The 20,948-nt window shown below is 28.2% G+C and carries 24 protein-coding genes; 3 read left to right on the top strand and 21 right to left on the bottom strand.

The window, feature by feature from the left end:
* Positions 1 to 147 precede the first annotated feature (147 nt).
* The 12 genes from mgtE (BCB68_RS07980) to BCB68_RS07920 form a co-directional block, all read right to left on the bottom strand.
* Positions 148 to 1,497: a magnesium transporter gene (gene mgtE / locus BCB68_RS07980; RefSeq protein ID WP_094080294.1), complete on the bottom strand. Its 1,350-nt coding sequence runs from the start codon at positions 1,495 to 1,497 to the stop codon at positions 148 to 150.
* A gap of 104 nt (positions 1,498 to 1,601) precedes the next feature.
* The gene (gene mgtE, locus BCB68_RS07975; RefSeq protein ID WP_094080293.1) at positions 1,602 to 2,948 is read right to left on the bottom strand and encodes a magnesium transporter; all 1,347 of its coding nucleotides are present in this window, start codon (positions 2,946 to 2,948) and stop codon (positions 1,602 to 1,604) included.
* A 339-nt stretch (positions 2,949 to 3,287) separates the two neighbouring features.
* Positions 3,288 to 3,920, bottom strand: a complete 633-nt coding sequence (locus BCB68_RS07970) for a DUF421 domain-containing protein (protein ID WP_094080292.1) — start codon at positions 3,918 to 3,920, stop codon at positions 3,288 to 3,290.
* Positions 3,921 to 3,962: 42 nt separating this feature from the next.
* Positions 3,963 to 4,406, bottom strand: coding sequence for a DUF3290 family protein (locus BCB68_RS07965; RefSeq protein WP_094080291.1), 444 nt, complete (start codon positions 4,404 to 4,406; stop codon positions 3,963 to 3,965).
* Between the two features lie 227 nt (positions 4,407 to 4,633).
* Entirely contained in the window at positions 4,634 to 6,007 is a 1,374-nt protein-coding gene (locus BCB68_RS07960) for an FAD-dependent oxidoreductase (RefSeq protein ID WP_094080290.1), read from the bottom strand.
* A 239-nt stretch (positions 6,008 to 6,246) separates the two neighbouring features.
* Positions 6,247 to 6,468, bottom strand: coding sequence for a hypothetical protein (locus BCB68_RS07950; protein ID WP_094080289.1), 222 nt, complete (start codon positions 6,466 to 6,468; stop codon positions 6,247 to 6,249).
* Positions 6,440 to 6,886: a hypothetical protein gene (locus tag BCB68_RS07945; RefSeq protein WP_094080288.1), complete on the bottom strand. Its 447-nt coding sequence runs from the start codon at positions 6,884 to 6,886 to the stop codon at positions 6,440 to 6,442. Before BCB68_RS07945 ends, BCB68_RS07950 begins: the two co-directional genes overlap by 29 nt.
* Before the next feature lie 68 nt (positions 6,887 to 6,954).
* Positions 6,955 to 7,197 carry a hypothetical protein gene (locus BCB68_RS07940; RefSeq protein WP_094080287.1) on the bottom strand — a complete coding sequence of 81 codons (243 nt, stop codon included), beginning with the start codon at positions 7,195 to 7,197 and terminating at the stop codon, positions 6,955 to 6,957.
* A gap of 18 nt (positions 7,198 to 7,215) precedes the next feature.
* Positions 7,216 to 8,421, bottom strand: a complete 1,206-nt coding sequence (locus BCB68_RS07935; protein ID WP_094080286.1) for a tetratricopeptide repeat protein — start codon at positions 8,419 to 8,421, stop codon at positions 7,216 to 7,218.
* Between the two features lie 343 nt (positions 8,422 to 8,764).
* On the bottom strand, positions 8,765 to 9,742 hold the full coding sequence (locus BCB68_RS07930) for a tetratricopeptide repeat protein (RefSeq protein WP_157697376.1): 978 nt from the start codon (positions 9,740 to 9,742) through the stop codon (positions 8,765 to 8,767).
* Between the two features lie 255 nt (positions 9,743 to 9,997).
* Positions 9,998 to 10,255 carry a Txe/YoeB family addiction module toxin gene (locus BCB68_RS07925; RefSeq protein WP_094080285.1) on the bottom strand — a complete coding sequence of 86 codons (258 nt, stop codon included), beginning with the start codon at positions 10,253 to 10,255 and terminating at the stop codon, positions 9,998 to 10,000.
* Complete coding sequence (locus BCB68_RS07920; RefSeq protein WP_021766441.1) at positions 10,255 to 10,512, bottom strand: type II toxin-antitoxin system Phd/YefM family antitoxin; 258 nt, start codon at positions 10,510 to 10,512, stop codon at positions 10,255 to 10,257. The genes BCB68_RS07925 and BCB68_RS07920 overlap by 1 nt, the downstream gene beginning before the upstream one ends.
* Before the next feature lie 321 nt (positions 10,513 to 10,833).
* On the opposite strand from BCB68_RS07920, the gene BCB68_RS07915 reads away from it, so the two are divergent.
* Entirely contained in the window at positions 10,834 to 12,222 is a 1,389-nt protein-coding gene (locus BCB68_RS07915; RefSeq protein WP_094080284.1) for an MATE family efflux transporter, read from the top strand.
* Positions 12,223 to 12,323: 101 nt separating this feature from the next.
* Here BCB68_RS07915 and BCB68_RS07910 read toward each other — a convergent pair whose 3' ends face one another.
* The 3 genes from BCB68_RS07910 to BCB68_RS07900 form a co-directional block, all read right to left on the bottom strand.
* Entirely contained in the window at positions 12,324 to 13,340 is a 1,017-nt protein-coding gene (locus BCB68_RS07910) for a hypothetical protein (protein WP_094080283.1), read from the bottom strand.
* A 24-nt stretch (positions 13,341 to 13,364) separates the two neighbouring features.
* Complete coding sequence (locus BCB68_RS07905; protein WP_094080282.1) at positions 13,365 to 13,583, bottom strand: hypothetical protein; 219 nt, start codon at positions 13,581 to 13,583, stop codon at positions 13,365 to 13,367.
* A 441-nt stretch (positions 13,584 to 14,024) separates the two neighbouring features.
* On the bottom strand, positions 14,025 to 14,903 hold the full coding sequence (locus BCB68_RS07900; RefSeq protein WP_094080281.1) for an ATP-binding protein: 879 nt from the start codon (positions 14,901 to 14,903) through the stop codon (positions 14,025 to 14,027).
* A gap of 329 nt (positions 14,904 to 15,232) precedes the next feature.
* On the opposite strand from BCB68_RS07900, the gene BCB68_RS07895 reads away from it, so the two are divergent.
* Positions 15,233 to 15,583, top strand: coding sequence for a cupin domain-containing protein (locus tag BCB68_RS07895; protein WP_094080280.1), 351 nt, complete (start codon positions 15,233 to 15,235; stop codon positions 15,581 to 15,583).
* A gap of 127 nt (positions 15,584 to 15,710) precedes the next feature.
* Positions 15,711 to 16,046, top strand: a complete 336-nt coding sequence (locus tag BCB68_RS07890; RefSeq protein ID WP_269466919.1) for a winged helix-turn-helix transcriptional regulator — start codon at positions 15,711 to 15,713, stop codon at positions 16,044 to 16,046.
* A gap of 423 nt (positions 16,047 to 16,469) precedes the next feature.
* On the opposite strand, the gene BCB68_RS07885 is transcribed toward BCB68_RS07890, so the two are convergent.
* The 6 genes from BCB68_RS07885 to BCB68_RS07860 form a co-directional block, all read right to left on the bottom strand.
* Complete coding sequence (locus BCB68_RS07885; RefSeq protein ID WP_094080279.1) at positions 16,470 to 17,051, bottom strand: TMEM175 family protein; 582 nt, start codon at positions 17,049 to 17,051, stop codon at positions 16,470 to 16,472.
* A 211-nt stretch (positions 17,052 to 17,262) separates the two neighbouring features.
* Positions 17,263 to 17,847, bottom strand: a complete 585-nt coding sequence (locus tag BCB68_RS07880) for a TMEM175 family protein (RefSeq protein WP_094080278.1) — start codon at positions 17,845 to 17,847, stop codon at positions 17,263 to 17,265.
* Positions 17,848 to 17,978: 131 nt separating this feature from the next.
* Complete coding sequence (locus BCB68_RS07875) at positions 17,979 to 18,605, bottom strand: flavodoxin (RefSeq protein WP_094080277.1); 627 nt, start codon at positions 18,603 to 18,605, stop codon at positions 17,979 to 17,981.
* 47 nt (positions 18,606 to 18,652) lie between these two features.
* Positions 18,653 to 19,645, bottom strand: a complete 993-nt coding sequence (locus BCB68_RS07870) for an alpha/beta hydrolase (RefSeq protein ID WP_094080276.1) — start codon at positions 19,643 to 19,645, stop codon at positions 18,653 to 18,655.
* Positions 19,646 to 19,686: 41 nt separating this feature from the next.
* Positions 19,687 to 19,989, bottom strand: a complete 303-nt coding sequence (locus tag BCB68_RS07865) for a carboxylesterase family protein (protein WP_094080275.1) — start codon at positions 19,987 to 19,989, stop codon at positions 19,687 to 19,689.
* A 7-nt stretch (positions 19,990 to 19,996) separates the two neighbouring features.
* Positions 19,997 to 20,899 carry an alpha/beta hydrolase gene (locus BCB68_RS07860; RefSeq protein WP_060918423.1) on the bottom strand — a complete coding sequence of 301 codons (903 nt, stop codon included), beginning with the start codon at positions 20,897 to 20,899 and terminating at the stop codon, positions 19,997 to 19,999.
* Positions 20,900 to 20,948 lie beyond the last annotated feature (49 nt).

Genomic DNA, 20,948 nt, shown 5'->3' with positions numbered 1-20,948 from the left:
TCAATAGTTAATTTTATTTTTGCACGATTTGAAATATGCTTATTTTTATATTGTACTATACCAATAAACTCACTTTTTTATTATACTACATTTTTTCTGCTTTGTAAACTTAATTATATTTTTAAAACATTTAATTTCCGTAATTTACTAAAGTTTCAAAAACATTGTTGCAAAATTAAAATAAATTATAAGTGTTACAGCATCAGAAATCGTTGTTATCAAAGGTGTTGCCATAACCGCCGGATCAGCCTTCACAATTTTTGCCCCAAGTGGAAGCAGTGCTCCTACTAGCTTTGAAACTATTACTGTAAATACAAGTGTCAATGAAACGACAAAAGCAATTATAAAATTAGTTTTTTCAAGTGTTACAAGTCTTATAAAATTTAATATCGCCAAAACTATTGAAACCATTATTCCAATTGAAAATTCCTTTTTAATCACTTTAAAGGCATCTTTTGGAGAAATTTCCCCAAGTGCAAGTGAACGGATTACAACCGTTGAAGATTGTGAACCGACATTTCCACCGCTTGACATAAGCATTGGAATAAATGCCGTTAAAATTATTGACTTTGCCAAAACTTTTTCATAGCCTTGTATTATATTTCCAGAAATTGTGTCAGAAATCATAAGAACTGCAAGCCACCCAATTCTTTGTCTTGCCATCGTAAAGACACTTGTCTTTAAATAAGAATCATCAGTAGGTGAAGTAATTCCAGCCATTTTGTGAAAATCTTCCGTAACTTCCTGATCCACAACATCCAAAACGTCATCCACCGTAATTATTCCCAAAAGCCTATTTTCATGGTCAACAACTGGCATAACGATAAAATCGTACTTTTTAAATAAATCTGCAACTTTTTCCTGATCATCATGTGTATTTACACTTACAAAATTTGTATTCATAATATCTTCAATTACAGCACTGTCCTTTTTAGAAATTAATTCCTTTAATGAAAGTACGCCTTCCAATTTCCCGCTTTTGTCAGTAACATAGCAAGTATAAATATTTTCCTTGTCTTTCCCAGTTTTTTTAAGCTGTCCTATCGCCTCTTGAACTGTCATATTTTTCTGAAAATCCACATATTCAGTCGTCATAATGCTTCCAGCTGAATTATCTGGATATTTTAGAAGCTGATTTATCAAGTGTCTATCTTTTCTATCTGTATTTTTCAAGATTTTTTTTACAATATCCGACGGCATTTCCTCGATAATGTCGACAATATCATCAAAATACAGTTCATCAAATATTTCTCGTGTTTCAACATCAGTTGAAGCGTGAATAATCATTTCCTGATGTTCGCTGTCCAAATATGAAAATACATCGGCTGCTTTATCCTTTTTTAAAAGTCTAAAAATCATTATTACAAGCTCTGGCAGTTTAAATAAATTTATCACATCTGAAATTTCAACTGCATTTAATTTATCTAATTCTTTTTTTATCTCAAAATATTTTTTTTCTTTCAAAAGATCTTCAATTATTCTTTTTATTTTTTTCATTTTTTTCTCACCTCATTTTTCCTATATTAGTTATCATATAACTTCGATTAGACAATCAATTTTTATATTCTTAAATTTTATAAAACATTATTTTATAAAAATATTTACTTTATAACATTACTTAAAAACATAGTTGCAAATCTAAAGTAAATAGTAAGAGTAAGCGCATCTAAAATCGTAGTTATTAAAGGTCCTGCCATTATTGCCGGATCCATTTTAAAGGCTTTAGCGATAACAGGTAAAAAAGCACCTATTATTTTAGAAATTATAACTACAAAAATTAAAGTTACTGAAACTGTCATTGCAACATTTAAAGGTGTTTTTGTCAAAGTTATAATTCTTAAAAAATTTATTGCCGCCAAAACAATAGCTACTATAAATGAAATAAGAAATTCTTTTTTTAATATTTTAAAAGTATCTTTTGTATCAACTTCCCCCAATGCCAAAGCACGGACTACAATTGTCGAAGACTGTGCACCTGCATTTCCTCCAGTATCCATTAGCATAGGAATAAATGAAGAAAGTATAACTACAGACTGCAGCACATCTTCATATTTACTTATAATTCTTCCAGTAAATGTAGCAGAAATCATAAGCACAATAAGCCAGCTAATTCTTTGTCTTGCCATTGTAAAGGCGCTTGTTTTTAAATAAGACTCCTCCACAGGCGAAATCCCAGCCATTCTATGAAAATCCTCTGTCGCTTCCTGTTCCACAACATCCATTACATCATCAATCGTAATGATTCCTAAGAGTCTATTTTCATCATCAGTCACAGGAAGTACGATAAGATTATATTTTTTTATTATTTCCGCAACCTTTTCCTGATCATCATTTGCATGAACACTTATCACATTTTTATTCATAAGATTTTGAATCGGTTCATCATCCTTGCTCGTAATAAGTTCTTTTAGGGAAATTACTCCTTCCAGCCTTCTACCTTCGTCAATCACATAGCAGGTATAGACATTTGCCATATCTTCCATAACATCCCTAATTTTAAAAATTGCAGAAGAAGCTGTCATATTCTTTTTCAAATCCATGTATTCAGTTGTCATAATGCTTCCAGCTGAATTTTCAGGATATTTTAACAAAAGATTTATTGTGTGTCTATCTTTTGCATCGGTATTCTTTAGTATCTTTTTGACCACATTTGATGGCATCTCCTCGATAATATCGACAATATCGTCAAAATAAAGCTCATCAAATATATTTTTTGTTTCCACATCTGTCATGGTTTTAATAATCATTTCCTGATGTTCACTGTCCAGATACGAAAATACATCAGCTGCCCTATTTTTGGAAAGTAACCTAAAAATCATTATTAATTCAGAAGATTCAAACTGATTTAGCAGCTCTGAAACTTCCACAATGTTTAAATCGTTTAAATATTTTCTAATTTCAAAATATTTTTTTTCATCTATAAGTTTTTGAATAATGTTGTTTTCCATCATTAAATCTCCTTTCTCTTTTGCATTTTCAATTTTTTAACTTTATATGCAAATAAAAATCAGGAGAATAACAATACGAAGATATTCCCTTTATCCATATTTGCATAAATTCATAAATTTTAAATTATTTAAATTTTCAAATCTCTCTTCCGGGACTTCCTCGTTCAAAACATCCACCTCCAAATTATAAATTTTTATTTAAAGCTTCTTATCTATAAAATTTTATCAAACGAGTCAATTATTGTCAAATAAATTTAATTTTTTTAACAAAATAAATAAAAAATACTCAGATAGCAAATTCCATCGCTGTTTGAGTATTTTTCTTCTTTTGATTATCCATTACTTTTTAACAATAAATAATTTCCCATCACTACCATATTCAACAATGAAAAGTTCACTAAGATCTGTAACATTATAATTAGCTAATTCATCCTTTAACCACTTCTCATCTTTTCCAATATGTTTCAGGTTATCTTCCTGTATATTTCCTTCTGAAACCAATAAATTTGAGTAACCATTTTCACCTTTTTGTATAATGATAAGCTGTCCATTTGATTCCATAAAAGCTTCTTCTATATCTGATATTTGTGTAACTCCTTTTGTTCTCAATTTTGTGTAAAAATCAGGAATTGAAAGTGTCGCTTGTGCGAAATTTTCTGTCAGCATTTTTCCATCTCTTATTAAATACACAACTTGTCCATCTATCATTTTTTTTACGCGTTTATTTGTATTTTTTAGAAAATCAGTTACTGTCATTAAAAGTCCCCATATTAAAAGAACTATCAAAAATTGAACTATTGATATACTTGGACTATAAATTACACCACCGATAATTCCCCCAAGAACATAGTTACCTATTTGATCTTCTGTTGATGTTGGTGCCAATTGGCTCCGTCCATTTAAATTCATGAACAAAACTAACGCAATAAATCCAATTGTAAGTTTTATTGCTACAAGAATTATGAAATCCAAAATTACATCATCTTCCTTTCTTTTATATTTTTTTCCATGCTATTATTCTTTAAGCATTTTTACTTCATCCACATAAGGAACTGTCATTTGTTCAACTAAAATATTAGTTCCTACCCAGTGAATTTGATAATATTTGTCTTTTATTTTATAAACAGTGTCCTCTGTTATTTCAGGCGTGTTTATAAAAATATCATTTTCGCTAACTTTAAATTTTTCAGATAATTTTTTTATAACACTTGCCGAATTTTTATAAACTTTTTCTTCATTATTTCTAGCTCTATAATTATCATAATGATATAATGCAAATAAGAAAATAAACATCAATCCAAGCAAACTAAGCTGTTTATCTCTAAGCGAAATGCTTCCTTTAAACCATTTCCAAAATGCAAACAATATAAACGCTATCACTAAAATTATTATAACAAGAAAAAATTTATCTGTTACAAATTTTTGGTTTTCTAAATAAGTAAAATTATAAAATTCCATATTTTAACATCTCCTCCTTTTCTATTTTTATAGTTCATAAAATAGAAACAATTGATACAAAATAATTTAAATTTATTGTATCAAAATTTTTATATAATTTCAAATGTTATTTTTTTCTAAAATTCCCTTAATTTCAATATTGTAATTTATGAAAACCAAAAAATAATCTAAATAAGCTATAAAGCATCAATAAATTCAAAAATATAAGCACAATCAATTCTTTCAATTTATTTCACGCTTCCAAATAAATCATTCAAAGCTTCGCTCATTGTCGGATGAGTAAATATCATATCTTTTAAGAATGTATATTTTTGTTCAGCTTTCATAGCCGCCGCAACAATGTTTATCATTTCGTGGGAAGTGTTACATAGTAAAGTACATCCCAATATTTTATCTGTTTTTGCATCTATAACTGCTTTAAGCAGTCCATCTGTTACACCTTCTATTTTTGCTTTTGGAATTGCCATTGCTTCAAGTCTTCCTGTTTTTACTTCATATCCTTTGGCAATCGCTTCGCTTTCAGTCATTCCAACTCTTGATAATGGCGGATTTACAAATACACCGTATGGAATTACATTTCTGTCGTTTACCGTTCTGTTTCCTCCATTGTAAAGATTATCCCTTATTATTCTAAAGTCATCAAGAGAAATATACGTAAATTGAAGTCCGCCTTTCACATCTCCCATTGCCCAAATATTATCAGCTGTTGTTTTCAATGTTTCATCAACTACAACCGCACCTTTTTCGTCGGTTTTTACTCCTGCCGCTTCTAAATTAAGACCTTCTGTATTAGGCTTTCTTCCAATTGCCACAAGAATTGCGTCTGATTCAATTTCACTCTTGCTTGCTCCTTGCGAAATTTGCACATATCCTTTTCCATTTTTATCAACAATTTCCTCAATTTTTGATTCCAGTAAAAATTTAACCCCTTTTGCCTCAAATATAGCCTTTGCCCTTTCAGCAATTTCTTCATCTTCTCTAGGCATAAGTCTTTGTGCCAAATCAATAACCGTAACTTCTGACCCAAAATCAGCATACATCGAAGCAAATTCCAGTCCAATGTACCCTGCTCCCAAAATAGTCAATTTTTTAGGAAGTTCTTTTAGTTCCATAATTGAAGTGCTTGTATATACATGATTACTTTCTTTGAGCCCTTTTATACCAGGAATTATTGTAGTCGAACCTGTATTTATAAATATTTTTTCCCCTTCAATCTGAACATTTTCCCCATTACTTTCAATATTAACTACATTTTTTGAAGCAAAACTTCCAAATCCATCGTAAATATCAATATTTTCCTTTGTAGCCAGCATTTCATAATTTTTTCCACGTAATGCACCAATTAATGTATTTTTATTATTTATACTTTCTGTATAAAATCTTTCCTTTTCCCCAATACCATTTAACCCTTTATTTTTAAGAACTTTTGTACTGTCAACAAGCTTTTTCGTAGGAATACATCCAATATTTATACAAGTTCCTCCATACATCTTATCCGATTTCTCAATCAAAGCCACATTTTGACCTTTCCCAGCCAAAAATCCTGCCAAAGTTTTTCCACCTTTTCCAAATCCAATTATTATTGCATCGTATTTTTTCATTTTCTTCGTCCTTTCCATTTTATACAATTATAGTTACATAATTGTATTTATTATAAAATTAATTTTTATATTATAAGAGTACCACATTTTTTGTAAAAAAACAAGAGTATTTGTGTTTACAAATTTTATTATTTTTTCAATCCCCCTTAATAACTAAAATATCCAAAGTCTTCTCATCTTCCATAAACTCTACCATATAATCATTTAGAAATTCAGAAAATATCTGATTTCCTTTATTGTCAATATCTAATATAATTCATTATGAAAATTCTTGAAACGTTACTGATTCCCATCTCTCTATTTCCATTTATCCACGCTTTCTTATCTTCCCTTTTCATTCTTTTAATAAAATATTTTTTTCTCAACTGCTGTGGTGTAAGTTTCTTTTCTTCTTCTACTTCTTTTTCCTCCATCTTTTCCACAACTTCATCTTCAACAACAATTCCCAACATTTTTTTCAAGTAATCCATCATAAAATTTATCTGAATAGGGATATAATAATTTTTTTACTTTTCTAAATTCAGACCAGTACTCGTCTTTACTAAATTTATCTGAATCATCAAGTACAAAATAATACAAATCATTTAATACAGATAAACAAAATATAATTCTTGCCCTGTTTTTTGATGAATTTTCTAAAATTTTAATTAATAATTCCATAGTCCATATATATTCAAAATAATACACCGCCATATGATCACTTCCTATGAAATTTATATACATGTCTCCTATGCTATTTGCTTTTTTAGGAACAACATTCATAATTTCATTGAAAATCTCTAATAATTTTTTTATTTCCTTTTCTGAATAATCCTCTTTATGCTTTAAAATTTCATTTTCTACAAAACTTAATAATTTTTCATCATTTATATTTTTCATCCCACGGACCTCCTGCTTCATATAAAATTCCTTCTATAAACTTATCTTTTGAATAATTTCCTTGACATTTAGGTCATACAGACACTTGTCTCCTTATTTCTTCTTACACCTATAACATCACCAATTTTAATATTTTCTCCTAAATTTTCTACTAAATTATCTTCTACAAATTTTTTCGATTTTTCTTTACTTCCAGAACGACATGCCATTATAACAAAATTTCTATTTCCAATTTTTTTTGATTTATCTTTAATTTCATAAATTTCATTTTTTAAACATTTAAATCGTTTAATTCTTTTTATTGTTTCCATAATAAACTCCATTCCTGATTAATTATAAGGTAAAATGGCTAGTAATGCTGCATACTGTATATCTGAATCATTATAGTATAACCCTTTCTCTGTTATTATTTTTTCTTTCATTTCTTTAGCTTTTTGAACATCATTATTTTTTTGATAATATGCTATCATCCCAAGTATAGCTTCCGCATTTTTTTTATTAGTGTCTTTTAAAAATAATTCTTTAGCTTCCTTATCATTCCCTTCTTTCATTTCTAACGTTCCTAATGAAACTAATGATTGTGAATCACCTAAATCAATCCCTATTTGATACCATTTTTTAGCTTCTATAAAATTATTATTTTCTTCATAAATATTGCCTATTTTGTATGCAGCAATTCCTATTTTTCCTTTTTCACAAGCTATTTTATAATATTTTAATGCTTCTGCCTCTTTATTTAACTCACTATACATATTACCTAAAAAATAATTCCCTTCAAAACCATATTCTAAACTTTTTTCATACTCTCTTTTAGCTTCTTCATATTTTTTTATTCTTATTAAACTATCCGCGTTATTAATTGATTCAAATAACCTATTTTGTCTTTTGTCTCCTAACATCAAACCTATTTTAAGCATCATTTCATCGGATATTTGATTCATTTCTTTTTTTCCAAGCATTTTGTTTTTCAATTCATAAATTTTTTCTTTATTACCTTCTTTATAATAAATGGTCATTAAATAATAAAATCCTTCAGCTTCGTTTCCATTTTCAACTTTCAATAAAAATCTTTTAGCTTCTATTTCATTATTTTCACTTATTAATAATTTTGCTAGTTCTATACTTGATTTTTCATTCCCTTTTTCACTTCCTTTTAAATACCATTCTTTCGCCAAATTAAAGTTTCCTTTTCTATAAGCTATATTCCCTAATGTATAAGCAACTTCAAAAATTCCATTATTGTATGCTTTTCTGTATCGTCTCTCACCTTCTTCTTTATCTATAAATTTATAATATATATTTGCTATGCTTACATCTGCCATATTACTATCATAATCTCTAGCTCTTTCATAATACTCTAGTGCTTTTTTATAATTCTTTTTCTTTATTTCCCCGTCTCCCAAATTTGACAATTCAATATATTTTTTGTAATCACTGCTTCTTTCATTATTCTTTACTTCTGCTTCGGGTAAAGAACATTTTTTTATAGCTATATTTAATGTTGCTATAAGTAAAAGTATTGGTAAATATTTCATATAAAGGTTCCTTATTTTCCATAAATTCATAATTTTCTCTCTCATTTTCTAATTTTAAATTTTTTTATTCTAATTATTTATTTTTTATTTTTAAAAATTACAGTTACAATAGTAGCCATTCACGGATGCTGTCATAGGTTTGTTCTCTTGGTTTTTTACCTTTGTTCTTTTCTATTTTATTATCAACTAAAGATGATGTTTCTTGCTCTATTCCAAACCCTATAAAAAATATTCCTCATTAAAAAATAATTATTCTTTCTCAGATATTTGCAATTCTAAAAATATTTCTTTTTCGTTTTTTTCTATTCTCATAAAACTCTCTATTTTTTATTTCTTTTATGATTTAATTTTTTCTGTTCTTTGTTTTTTTCAATTCTTCTAATTCTTCATTTATTTTTATAGCTTGATTATATTTCCCTTGCTTTTCATACAGCGCTGCCAAGCTCGTTAACGCAAGCTCCTTATGTGCAAGTTCTTTTGATTTTAAAAGGTTATTTTCAGCCTTACCGTAATCTCCTTTCATTTCATAAACTTTTGCTAACAGACGTAATAATCTTGCTCTTTTTTCTTCAATCCGTTTTACATTGTCTTCTGAATGTGAAAATAATTTTTCCGATTCCTTTAATAACCATTCTTCAGCTTTACCATAATCTTTTTTTGATATATAAAGTTCCCCTAAAAGTCTTTCTGCATTCGGATATTTTTCATTGACAAGCTCCTTGTACAGTTTTTCAGCTTCATCAAAGTGATCGTGCCTCTGATAATAAAAAGCCAAAGCATTTTTTACCTCAATATTTTTATTTAAATTTCTTTTAAATGCTTCCACCACTTCGCTATTAATTTCTTTCCTTTCTCCATATACCCACACTCTAAACAAGGTATCTCCCCTATAATCTCCCTGATTCATTGCTTTTATATAATATTTTCTTGCATTCATTTCATCTCTCTGATTAGCATAAATATGTCCTGCAAATGCACTTGCTTCCTTCACTCCTCTGTCCGAGCCTTTTCTTGCCCATTTCAATGCCTCTTCATTTTCCCCTCTCGCACTATAATTTCTTGCCAGATAATAATCTGCTATTGGAATATCCTTTTCCACACTTTTAAAATACACTACCCCAATCCGTAAATATTTTCTCTGAACTTCTATCCCCTTTTGCAAAATTCTTTCCTTTTCTGCCATTGTCGGATTTTTCTTCATTTCAGCAATTTCCATTTTTGCCTTTTTTAAAGCTCCTTTTTCCTCCTCCGAGAAAGGAATATTCCCACTACAGCTCACTAAAAATAATATACTTACCAAAATTAAAATTATCTTTTTCATAACTTGCCCTTTCTATATTTTTTCAATATTAACAAAATTTATATTTTAAATTTTATATAGTAATATTATACCCTATTTTTTCATAAATTTTCTTTAAATAGAATTTTTCTTAAAAATGACTCTACACAATAATATTTACAAATTTTGTTATATAAATTTCAAAAAAACAAAAAAAAGACCACTTAAATTAAGATTTTCTCTCAATTTTAAAGAAGTCTGTTTTTTTAATCATGCCTTTATTTTTCGTAATTTCTATTATTTATGATGATTTGCACAGGCAATAACTAGTATACTTGTTTCTGTTAGTTTATATATAAACCTGTGTTTATCAGTAATTCTTCTGCTCCAGTATCCATTCAGTTCATGCTTTAAAGGCTCAGGTTTCCCTATCCCTTCATTTCCGTTTCTTTTGATGTCTTTTATTATTTCATTTATTTTTTTGACTATTTTTTTATCCTGTCTCTGCCATTCTTCATATTGCCCCCATGCAATATCTGTCCATGTTAAATTCATTATTCCACCTCAATTATATCATGTATTTGTACATTCCCCGCTTCCGCTTCCGCTTTACTTTTTAACAGTTCATTATAGTATTTCTTATTTGACATGATGTAAAGATTTTCCATCAAATTATTATATTCCTCTTCACTCATCAGTACCACATTTTTATCGTTTTTTCTTGTTATAATGACTGTTTCATAATCATCAGTTGCCTTATCACAATATTTTTTTAAATTATTTCTCACATTTGAATAATTTGTAGCTATCATACTAATCACCTCTACTTATTGTACAATATTTTTGACAAAAAATCTACATATTTTATATCAATTTTTTTTATTTTTAAAGTCAGTTTATGCTACAATAAATTCTTTTATTCTAAAATTCACCATAATATTCAGAATTAAATAAAAAAATTTGAAAACCTTTACCAAATGTAGTAAAATACTCATAAGTTATTATTTTTTACCATGCTAATATGATGACTTAAAACTGGGATTTTGTCTCAGTTTTCTTGTTACAAAAAATATTTTTCTCTTTTTATTAAAGAGAATTTTATCATATTTAAAAATTTTGGAAAGGAAGGAAAAATGGGAAAAACGAAAGCAATAAATGAACAAAAAACTAAATTTGGTACAGAACCAGTTGGAAAATTGCTGGTTTCACTTGCGGTTCCTGCTATCATTGCTAACTTGGTCAATGCTCTTTACAATGTTGTGGATCAGATTTTTATTGGGCAAAAAATTGGGTTTCTTGGGAATGCGGCTACAAATGTGGCTTTTCCGCTTACGACGATTTGTCTTGCAATTGGGCTTATGACTGGAGTTGGAGCTGCGACTAATTTTAATTTGGAATTGGGAAGAAAGCGTCCGAAAAGGGCAAAAAGCGTGGCTGGAACTGCGGCTACAATGCTACTTTTAAGCGGGATTATTTTGTGCATATTAATTAATATTTTTTTAAGACCAATGTTGACGGCCTTTGGAGCTACTGATCAAATTTTTGATTATGCGATTGAATATACTCAAATTACATCTCTTGGAATACCGTTTTTACTATTTTCGATAGGAGCAAATCCTATGGTTAGAGCTGATGGAAATTCCTTTTATTCAATGCTTGCAATAGTTGTTGGAGCTATTACAAATACGATTCTTGATCCGCTGTTTATGTTTGGATTTGATATGGGAATGGACGGTGCCGCTTGGGCGACTGTAATTGGGCAATTTATCTCGGCAGTTATGTTAGGGCTATATTTTTTCAGATTTAAAAGTGTAAAATTTGAATTGAAGGATTTTAAGATAAAAATACGAGAAATTTGGATTTTGTTTATGTTGGGAACATCGCCTTTGATTTTCCAATGTTCTGCACTAATTGTTCAAATTGTGACAAATAATTTATTGAAAATTTATGGTGCGAAATCTATTTATGGAAGTGAAATTCCTATTGCCGTTGCTGGAATTGTTATGAAAATAAATGTCATATTTATAGCGATTTTATTGGGATTGACGCAAGGAGCTCAGCCTATTGCTGGATTTAATTATGGAGCAAAAAAATTTGCAAGGGTTCGAGAAATTTTAAAATTATCTCTAAAAGTGGCTTTTATTATTTCTTTAGTAGCATTTGCAATCGCTGAACTTTTCCCTGTTCAAATAATTTCTGTCTTTGGTAACGGAAGTAAACTCTACTTTCAATACGGAACAAAATATATGCGAGTATTTTTATTCTTCATATTCCTAAATGGTATTCAAGGTGCTATTACAATGTTTTTAACATCAATTGGAAGAGCCTCAAAAGGAGCTTTTTTGTCACTTGTAAGACAAATTATATCACTTTTACCATTACTAATAATTTTACCATATTTTATGGGTATTGATGGAATTATGTTCGCATTCCCAATAGCAGATTTCATAGCTTTTGTTGTATCTGTGATTGTTTTGAAAGGGGAAATGAAGAGCATTCCGAAAGTAAATGAAGATAAATAAAAAATTGAAAAATTATAAAAAGTTAGAAATTTGAAAATTAGATTTTTATTGAATTAAAAGCTGTCTCATAGGAATTATTTTATGAAACAGCTTTTTATTCGTTATTCATTTTCTTGATATTTTCTTAATAACTCATCTTCAAGAACTTTCACTTCTTCTATTGTAAGATATGGCTTTTTAACAGTAGAAGCATAATAAAAATTTTTTTCAAGAATTTGAGTAATTTCACTAGGTTTTAAAAATTTCATTTCCTTTTCATTTTCAATTTTTGTCGTTAAAATTCTTACTTTATGAAATCTTTCTTTATTTTCTTCGTTTTCTTGTGGTTTTTCAGAAATTATCTGTCCAATTACTATTATTCCGAAACCTTTATGATAATACAGAACATAATCATTTTTTCTAAAACAATCTATAAATTTTCTTGCATCTCCATAAGCACTTATTTTCTCATTTTTCATCATATCAAAAACAGCTTTAGTATTGTATGTTTTATTAGTGTCAAATATTATTCCTTTTCTATCTTTTATATTTTGATTATAATCATAGGGTTTAGCAAAAAATTCAAAATAGTTTTTATTATTAATCTTATAAATTCTATAAGGAAGAAAATCAATATCTACTTTTCTATTTTTCCAATAGTCTATAGTTTCAATTAATTCTAAATCTGATGAATTTCCAATAATATACATTTTCTGATGTAAATTAAATCTTTCAATAGATAAAGGTTCATCAAGTCCAAAATTATCCTGATGACTCTTTTGTAAATCATTATCAAATTTCTTATTAAATTTTTTAAAATATTCATTAAGTTTCTTGTATTTCATTTTTCCAAATTTTTGAGCATATCTCATAATTTGATTAACTGTATTTTTCTTGATATTACCTATCTTTAACTCAAAAATCACTAAATCCCCATATTTATCTATAGCGTATAAATCTGGTTCTTCTTGATATTGTCTTTCCTGAAAAATTGGCATTAATTGATTATTTTCAGTAAATAAAATTTCAAGATTTTTTACCAATAAATTTTCTAAATCTTTTTCATTTTTATTTAAATCCCCAACACCATAAAATTCAAGTGGTTGAAGTGTTTTATTTTTATCTATTTCGTATAACATAATTTTCCTTTCCTATTATAACTATTATTTACAATACTCTCCTTTACTTAATAACTCTACATAGGCTCTTGAAGATTCTGTACTACAATCATAAGATTCTCCATCTATATCTCCTGCGTAATCTGCAATGAATCGGTTAATTGTATAAGTATATCCTCGATAATACAATGCTGAATTAACATCATCAGAATATGCGATTATCCCTTTAATCTCAGGAATATCTTCATACACTACTATTCCCATTTCCGTTTCATTTTCTCTATGAGATGCATGTAAATAAACTTTAAGATATTTTTATTTTCTATATTTAAAGTATACCAAACAAAATTTTATTTGTCCATTTTTTTAATTAGAATATTGATTTAAAATGAAATATTTAAAAATTAATTATGGATAATTTATCTCTATTAATAGATTTACATAAAATTTTTCTAAAATAAAAATAATGTTTAAACTATGTAACACCATTTGAAAAATTTTTACATGAAATTAAATTTAAGGAAATTTAAAAAATATTGCATTTAATATTGAAATTTAGGAAAAATAAATAATATTCCTCAGTAGAAGTTTTTTTATAATATTTTTGCAACGAAAAGTTTTTCATTCCATTTTACGTTTCATTTTGCAACGAAAAAATTAATTTTTGTCCTATTTTTTTAATTGATATTTTACTGAACGTCCTTTTCACACTTGTTCAGCAATACTTTTTTCAATTAAGCTATTTACTGATCTTATGACTTTTGATTTGCTATATCCACTTAAATATTCGATTTCTTTCCTACTTAATTTTTCATATTTTTTAAGAATTTCAAAAACTTTTACTTCTCTATTAACTAAATTACTTAGAACTGTTTTAATTATTGGCAAAGTTATCCTTATGCTATTTTTATGTGTCTCAAAAGATGGTTTTACAATATTTTCTCGATATTCATATTTTATTTTTTTTATTCCTATTCCAAATTTTTCAATTATTCTTAGCTGATAAAAAATATTTGCTATTATGGGATTTGTCAAAGTTGAGGTATATCCTCTCATATATTCATCTTCAGACATTCCCGATGATAAATTTCCTGGTAATATAATCTCTATTTTATCATTTGACATTACTATTTTTATATTTGCTTTTATATCCCACAGTCTATGAACTATCGCACTTGCAACAGATTCCTTGAAAGCCTCTTTTGAAATTTTTTCTTTTTTTATACACTCAGCACCTTCTATCTCTTCATATTCATAACCTCTTTCAAATATACTAATAACTTCAAAATATTGTTCAAGTATTGACTTTTTTTCAATATTTTTCCTAAATAATATCCTATTTCTATTTTTCTCTGCTATATTCTCACCTAAAACTACTATATCGATTCCAGAAAATTTTCTATTATTATTGTCTGCAAAAAGTTCAGCAGCTATATTAAATTTTTTATTTTCATATAAATTCAATGTTTTTAATATATCTAAATTTAGTTCTTTTATTCCTACTACTTCTTTCATTTTCTTTTCTAAAAACTTAAATTCTAATTTCTCATTTTCTATTTCAATTGCCTCATAATCTTTTCTCATTTAAACCATCCATTCTTCTAATCATAACTTTATTTAAATTCATAAAAATAACTGCAATCCATATATTTAATTTAAAATAACATTTTATAAATTAATTATACTTCATTTCTACTTTTTTTGCAACGAAAATCTTTTCGTTCCATTTTTTATTTGTCGTAATATATTATATAATCTGTGTATAGAGCTATTTTTAAGATTTATTCAATCATTTTTCTTTATATTTCCACAATTTATACCAAAAGGTAACTATATAACAAAAAAGTGCATTCTTGCCATTTGTTTCATTATGTTATAAAATAAACATACAAAAGAAAAAGGAGGAATCATATATGAAAAATTATTCAATAGGAATTGCGGATGGAGCAAGAACAGAATTCCATCAAACATTAGGATTAACAGGAGCGGAAGTAAGTTTTAACAGTTTACCTGCAGGTGTAAGCGTACCATTTGTTCATTCGCATAAAGAAAATGAGGAAATATACATAATTACAGAGGGTAAAGGTACTCTGACAATAGATGGTGAAGTTGTTAAAATAAAAAAAGGAAATGTAATTAAAATATCCCCTAATGGTAAAAGACAATTTGCAGCCGCAGATGATGAAGGTATCAGCTATGTATGTGTTCAAGTAAAAGAAAATTCATTAACTTCATATACTGAAAATGATGGTATTATATATTAATAGGGTTTGTCTCAAAAAGAAAATTTAAAAAATAATGTGGGAGCTGTATTTTTGAATTATTTAAAATTTTACTATTTTGAGACAGCTCTTTTTTTTGTACTTACTTAAAGTACCATATGATGGTATAATGAATGCAAGAGGTGATTTTATGAGAAAAATATATACAGAATGTCCAGTTGAATATACTGCTTCAATGATAGCTAATAAATGGAAAATACTAATATTGAGGGATTTATTAACTGGTACAAAAAGATATAATGAATTAACAAAATCTATAGTTGGAATCAGTGCAAAAGTTTTAACTGAAAACTTAAGACAACTTGAAAGTGATGGAATAGTTACAAGAAAAGTATATCCAGTTGTTCCACCAAAAGTAGAATATTCTCTTACAAAGAAAGGTAGTGAACTAAAACCTATTTTTGATTTAATGAACGAATATGGAAATAAATATAAGAAAAAATAAGTATACTGCACCAAAAATTTTGTACACACCCTATAAAGTGATATTACAAATTTTAAGCTAATATCACTTTTATTTTAAACTTATAACCTATTTCCTAAAAAATTCAATTTAAATCTCCTAATCTCTTCATCTTCTTCTCTCATCTGTGAATCATTTTCATTTCTTATTTCCTGTATTACAGAATTTACCTTAGCTACAGCATACACAGCAGTATTGAATGAAAAAAACATACCATAAACAATACAAAATTCGTTATTTTTCTCATAACAAAATATCTCCTTTTCTATTCTTCTTCAGGATAGGTCATTCCTCATTCTTTACGTAATTTTCTCATAATATCTATTCCAGCTTCATTTTGTTAATTTCTACTCAATAAAGTATATCCTTGTTTCAAAGTGAAGTCAAGAAGAAGAATACTATTGTTTATTTTCTTCTTTTTGCCGCCTTATATTGTGCGGGAAGTACAATTCCAAGTAAAGTAATATAAACACTTGTCATCATTGCAGGCGGATAAAAGGTGCACGATATTATTAACCCTATAATTTTTATAATTGTATCAATACTTAACCATCTCATCCTTATTTTTAATGATTCCTGTAGTTTCTCATCGTTTCTATTTGCTTTTCCTATCAAATGCCCAGAAATTATATTACAAAATGTAACAGCCAGAACTATTATCCCGTAAAATCCTTGTGCTACACTACTGTTGTAATATGAAGTGACAAAAGAAGTCACATAAGGAAAAAACGAAGAAAAAAACAGTAAAACTACGTTTGCCCAGACAACTGCCGGTGTAATGTATTTTATTTTATGCCATTCATTATGCAGATTTACCCACATTGTTCCAAGCCAGAAAAATGAAATCGTATATGCAAAAAAATTTACTCTTAAATTCCAAAGGACTTTTAAAGTTGCTGTTTCAGGCTTTTTTAGCTCTAATATGAGAATTGTCATAATAATTGCAAGTACGGCATCCATAAAAGCTGCAAGTCTTTCCTTATTCATAATCAAACTCCATTCCATGATTTTATAATAATAGTACAATTGTATCATAAATCAGTAGAAAATTCAATTTTCAGTTTTTCATATTCTTCATCTGAAACTTCTTCAAACCACTCTGCATCTCCAGCTGTAATGGCAATATGTGAAAACCAGCTGTCTTTCGTTGCTCCATGCCAATGCTTTACATTTTCATGATCAGTATTAGATTTTCCTATTAATCCCTTCTTCTTTTTATTGCCTTATACTGTTCCGGAAATGCAATTCCAAATAAAGTAATATAAACACTTATCATCATTGCTGGCGGATAAAATATACACGATATTATTAACCCAATTATTTTTATACTTATATCAACTTTTATCCATCTTATCATTGTTTTTAATGATTCCTGCAATTCTTTATCATGTTTATTCACCTTTTCTATCAGATACAACGAGATTATGTTGCAGAATGTAACAGCCAAAACTATTATGCCATAAAATCCTTGCGCTACACTACTGTTATAATATGAAGTGACAAAAGAAGTCACATATGGAAAAAATGAGGAAAAGAAAAGTAGTACTACATTTACCCAGACAATTAACGGTGTAATATATTTTATTTTATGCCATTCATTATGCAGATTTACCCACATTGTTCCAAGCCAGAAAAATGAAAGCGTATATGCAAAAAAATCTACTCTCAGATTCCAAAGTGCTTTTAAAGTTGCTGTTTCAGGTTTTTTCAGTTCTAATATAAGAATTGTCATAATAATTGCAAGTACGGCATCCATAAAAGCTGCAAGTCTTTCCTTATTCATAATCAAACTCCATTCCATGATTTTATAATAATAGTACAATTGTATCATAAATCAGTAGAAAATTCAATTTTCAGTTTTTCATATTCTTTATCTGAAACTTCTTCAAACCACTCTGCATCTCCAGTTTCTATTCAGTATTTTAAGCTTTTCACCCAATCTACAACCTCAGATTCATTATAACTGCTGGAAAATCTTTGTCCATCAACCCAGTTTCCTGTTTTTGTCAATTTTTTCAATCTGTTTCCGCTAGTCCCATCTCCTGTTGACATTGATGTACCAAACGGAATTACAGTTTTTCCAGTAAAATCATTTTTCTTAACAAAATCATCCAGAACCCAGGAAGCCTCTCTCCACCAAATCGGATACCTGATAAATACGGTATCATATGAAGAAAAATCAGGAATAACCGCATTTTTCAATTCTACATTTCTACTATTTGGGTTATCATGTTCTCTGTTAACTCTACTATTTTCATCAGTCCAATTCAAATCATCACTTGTATACTCGTTTTTTACTTCCAATTTAACCAAATCTGCATTCGTTTCTCTCGCAATAATTTTAGCAACTCCTTCAGTTGTACCTGTCTGTGAATAATATACAACTAAGACTTTTCCGTTCCCTTTTTTTGCATTTCCGTTTTTTCTTGAATTTTGGTTATTTACTGATGAAGAATTATTTCCACATGCAATAAATCCAAATAATACCGCCATATTTAAAATTACTTTACAAAATCTATTTCTATTTACAAAATTTTTCATTTTTTTGCCTCCTGTTTTATTTTTAAATATACTCTATATTCTTTGTTTTATAAATTTTTATTATAAAACTGTGTCAATTTTCCACTAATTTCTTTCACAAACTCAGGCTTCCAGTAAGTTTGAATATGAGTTGCACCTTTTACTAAAAATAATTCTTTATTATTTGTTCCAGTTGCATTTTTAAAAACTTCTTCTGTCATATATAAACTATCAGCCTTATCTCCAGCTATCATTAATAATGGTTGATTTATCAAATCTACATTAGTGTTAACATCAAAAGACATTAAATCTAATAAGCTACTAACTGTATTATTAGTTTGAGAATTTGGATGTTTATGAGTTATTCCATAATATTCATAACCTTCTCTATATAGTTCAAATGGTAATGCTGCTATTTCTTCTTTTGTCATTCCATCTGCAAAAGCTGGTGTGTATCTAACTTCTCCACCTGCTGCTTCTTGTGCTCTTGCATCTGAAGCATCTTTTAAACGAGTTTGTATAGTATCCATTTGTGTACGATTATATCCATTACGTCTAACATCACCTGTATTAAACATACTTACAGTCGCTACAGTTTTAAATCTCTTATCTGTTTGTGCTACTTTTATTGAGTAGCCACCTCCACCACAAATTCCTAATAAACCTAATCTATTTTTATCTACACCAGGATATTGAGTTATGAAATCAGCTGCAGCTCTTATATCTTCCATACGATTTGCAGGTTTATCTACATAACGAGGTTTTCCTCCACTTGCTCCTTGATAAGCAGCATCAAAAGCTATTGTAACATATCCTTGTTCTGCTAATTTTTGTGCATATAACCCTGCAACTTGTTCTTTAACTCCACCATTTGGGTGTGCCACTACTATTGCTGGAAATTTACCATTTGGAGTATAACTTGCAGGTTTGTATACATTAGCTGCAATATCAATTCCATTAATTTTATAACTTACTTTTTCTACATTTACCTTTCCTTTTTCATTTTTTGTAATCGCTCCATCATATACAAATGTAAAAGGATTATTTCTATAATTTGCCATTGCCATACCTCCTATTAAAAATGTCATAATTGATAATAATTTTAGAAATTATAGCCAGGTGCTAATAATCTCATTAACTCTTCATCATGTTTATGTTTTATTTCTGACTTATCGTTAAAAATCATAATTGTCCCATTTTTACGATTATATGGTTCCCATTTTGGTAAACCTTCTGCATTAGGATTCCCTGTTCTTGCAAAATTTATCCAAACTTGACTAATTTTTCCTGCTAATTTATAGGCATCCTTTCCTCTACCTTTTATAAGTCCTTCAATCTTATCTATATTATTAAATACAAATGGAATTTCTGCTGTGTGGAAAGACATTGCCATACCCTCAACCATAAGTTAGTCACTTTTCATATCTTACACTTTGCTTTTCCCAAAATTTTATAGCACTATCTATCCAATTTTCTGCTGAAGTTCCAATGCCTAATCCAAAGCCATGCTCTACATTTTTATATTTATGAAATTCTACTTTTAAGCCTGCTTTTTTCATTTCATTAAATCTATTTTCAACAACTCTTGGATTAGCAATTCCATCTCTGTCACCAACTGCCATAAATGTAGGAGGATCATTTAGTGTAAAACTAGCTAATCCTGTGTAAAGCATAACTATTGTATTGGGTTTAGTATAATTTTTTTCTCCAAAAGAAACTAAACCTCTTGAGCCAATTGCTGCAACCATCCTAGCTCCTGCTGAACTTCCCCATAAAGAGTAATTATTTATATCAACTTCAAATAAATCTTTATTTTCAATTATATATGATATTGCTCTTGCTAGGTCCTGAGTTGCCCTATAACCATCTTCAACTCTATATTGTAAAACAAAAGCATTATAACCTCTTTTATTTAATTCTATTGCATAAGGAAAACCCTCATGTATAGAACCAACATAGGAAAATCCTCCACCCGCATTGATTATAGCAAAAGGTGCATTTTTATTTCCTTTAAAGAAAAATATTCCTGTATTTGCTTTGCTCTTATCTTCTTTTATTTCTTTATCGGTATAAATTTTATAGAATATCTCTTCACCCTTTTCACTTCTATCAATTATATAATTAATACTCTTTAAAGTTGTATCAGTATTTATATTATTATGATATGGTAATAAATAAGCTATATCTTTTAATTTTGAGTTTGGATTGTAACCATGTTCAAGAGGTAAAATAAATTTTGAAAACTCTTTTATACTTGGATAAGTTAAAAGTTCTTTTATTGTACTATCTTTATTTAAGTATTCTTTTTTTAACATTTTTTCTCCTCCAACACTTGCTTCTATAGTTTTTATATAGAAAAAGTTA

This window comes from Leptotrichia sp. oral taxon 498 (genome assembly GCF_002240055.1).
Lineage (GTDB): Bacteria > Fusobacteriota > Fusobacteriia > Fusobacteriales > Leptotrichiaceae > Leptotrichia > Leptotrichia rugosa.
The sequence above is the reverse complement of the archived record's forward strand: the minus strand, read 5'-3'. Positions and strand labels throughout refer to the sequence as shown.